This is a genomic window from Cryobacterium sp. 10I1, from assembly GCF_035019805.1.
Classification (GTDB): domain Bacteria; phylum Actinomycetota; class Actinomycetes; order Actinomycetales; family Microbacteriaceae; genus Cryobacterium; species Cryobacterium glucosi.
Genome location: NZ_JASJVF010000372.1, coordinates 1 through 2,236 on the forward strand (window position 1 = coordinate 1; position 2,236 = coordinate 2,236).

Here is a 2,236-nt window from a genome sequence, read left to right on the forward strand (position 1 = left end):
GGCTCAAACGGGGTGGGGCGGCAGATGCCGCGGCTCGCTAGTATCGATCCGGGGGAGCAATCATATGGTCGACAAAAGCACAATCGATCCGGGCAGTATCGACGACGGCCGCGTCGAAAACGAGGGCATGCGCCGCCGGTTCGCCGCGCAGGCCATCATCGACAAATTGCTGCGCCAGCAGGGTGCCCACCCGCGTCGCACCCGTCTCGCCCGCTTCCTCGGTCGGTCCCCGCTCGGCGGCAATGCCCTGGGCTGGTACCGCGGCGCGCAGGGAGAACTCGCCGTCGGCGCACTGCTCGCCCAGCTGCCTCCGGAGTGGGCGGTCTTCCACGGGCTCCCCGTCGGGGTGAACGGCTGGGACATCGACCACGTCGTCGTCGGCCCCTGCGGAGTCGTCACCATCAACACCAAGCAGCACCGCCGTGCTGCGGTGCGGGTCATCGGCGAGGACGTCATCGTCGGGGATCGAGCGGTGCCCTACCTCGAACACGCGGCCTTCGAGGGCGAACGCATCGACACGCTCCTGCATGCCTACCTCGACTTCACCGTCCCGATCCACCCCGTGCTCGCGTTCGTCGGTCCGAAGGGTGTCGTCCGCATGGGCCCCGAGAACGCGGTCACCGTGCTCGACGCCGCAGACCTCGTCTCGTGGCTGACGGCCCTGCCGCGCGTGCTCACGCCGCTCGAACGGTTCCAGGTGATCGCGCTGCTCGACGATCCCGCGAGCTGGGCCGAAACCGTGCCGGTCGGCACGGGCGACGGCCTGATGGAGCGCTTCACAGTGCTCGACAACCAGATGCGGTCGGCGCGGTTGCAGCGCCTCGTGCTCGCCCCCCTTGAGGTCGTCGTCGGGCTCGGCGTCTCCGCCTACCTGGCCGCGAACCTCGGCATCGTCCTGGTCGGCGCTTTCTCCGGCTCGGGTCGCTGACTCCGCGGCTTCGCACTCACCAGTGATCGGCTGGGCGCCGCCCCAGTACGAGGTGCATCCTGCGTCACACCGCGTGTCCCGGGTGGGCAACCCGCACACAATGCTTCATATACACCCCATAACTTAACGAATGGAGCAATCCGTCTAGGATACTGGCGTAGCCTTGTTCCCACGGCCTATCCACGGGCCTGGGGAGGAGTGAGCCGTGTACACCCGCGTTGAGACCAGCTCCGCGGTGCAGCAGCTTGCGATCGGCCTTCACGACCCCGCCCGTGATCGACCCTGGGTCGTCGTCTCCTCACCGTTCGGAACAGCCATCCCCGAGATCGGCATCGATCAGCTCGCCACCCAGATCGGCGACGTCGCGCGCGTCTTCCTCGTGCAGACCGGAGAACTCACCCGGCAGCTCGGCGACCTGCTCCCCGCCCAATTCCAGGTCTACGGCAGCGCCGGCCGGTCATACCCCACCGGGCCGAACCCCTTCGCCGACCTGGCCAGGTCCCGCCTGCGCTTCACGCACGGCGACCCCCAGCACGCGACCGACCAACTCGTCACGGATGCCCTCGCTCACGCCCACCACGCCGGTCTCTTCGCGCTCGCCCCGGCATCCGTCATCACCGTCACCGGAACCGTCAAGGGCTTCATGCTGCACGGTTCCCGCGCCCTCGTCGAGCTCGATGACGGCGGCATGGCGACCATCTGGCAGGAACTCACTTACCCGCCCGTGCCGCTGGACTGGACCCTCTCGCCCGGCCAGCGCATCCAGGGTGCCCTCGATGCCCCGACCCACCGGCTCAATGTCGAGCTCAAACCGCCGACAACGGAGGTGATCGCCGAGCGCTACCCGCACGGTAGCGTCACCCTCGCCCTGGTGCAGAAGGTCAGCGCGCAAAAGGCCGTGCTCGCCCTGCACCCGCACCTCACGTTCACGATCACCCGCGCCGACATCTCGGCCAACCCGCGCGACCTCGTCGATACCCTGCTCTCCGAGGGCGACGTCGTGGCCGCGCGGGTCATGCACCTGCCGAGTGGCGCCCTGCACCTCGTGCTCAGCGACGTCGACGACGACGAGCCGGTGTTGCCGCCGCTCGCCGCCGTGCTCAACGGGCCGCCCTGGCTGCGCGAGAACCGCCCGCTGCTCCCGCTCGTCGAGGACGACGACACCGGAAGCGGCGACGACCTCGTCTTCGACCCGGCCATGTCCGCGAAGGGGCTTGCCGGGTTCGTTCGCGCGGCCGGCGCCGCTCTCGCCCAGGACGACCTGCACGGCGAGGCCGGTTTCCCCGACGCGCTCGCCGGTGCTGGCGC

At 69.3% G+C, this 2,236-nt stretch carries 2 protein-coding genes; both read left to right on the forward strand.

Going from position 1 to position 2,236, the window contains the following annotated elements; genetic code table 11:
- The first annotated feature begins 64 nt into the window (after positions 1-64).
- Positions 65-928, forward strand: coding sequence for a nuclease-related domain-containing protein (locus QN345_RS18125; RefSeq protein ID WP_322140936.1), 864 nt, complete (start codon positions 65-67; stop codon positions 926-928).
- A gap of 205 nt (positions 929-1,133) precedes the next feature.
- On the forward strand, positions 1,134-2,236 hold a 1,103-nt coding region (locus tag QN345_RS18130; protein ID WP_323509021.1), incomplete at its 3' end, for a hypothetical protein.

What these genes read in the sequence shown, in the direction of transcription:
- QN345_RS18125 (WP_322140936.1), top strand. Translation starts at nt 65, where the DNA reads ATGGTCGACAAAAGCACAATCGATCCGGGCAGTATCGACGACGGCCGC.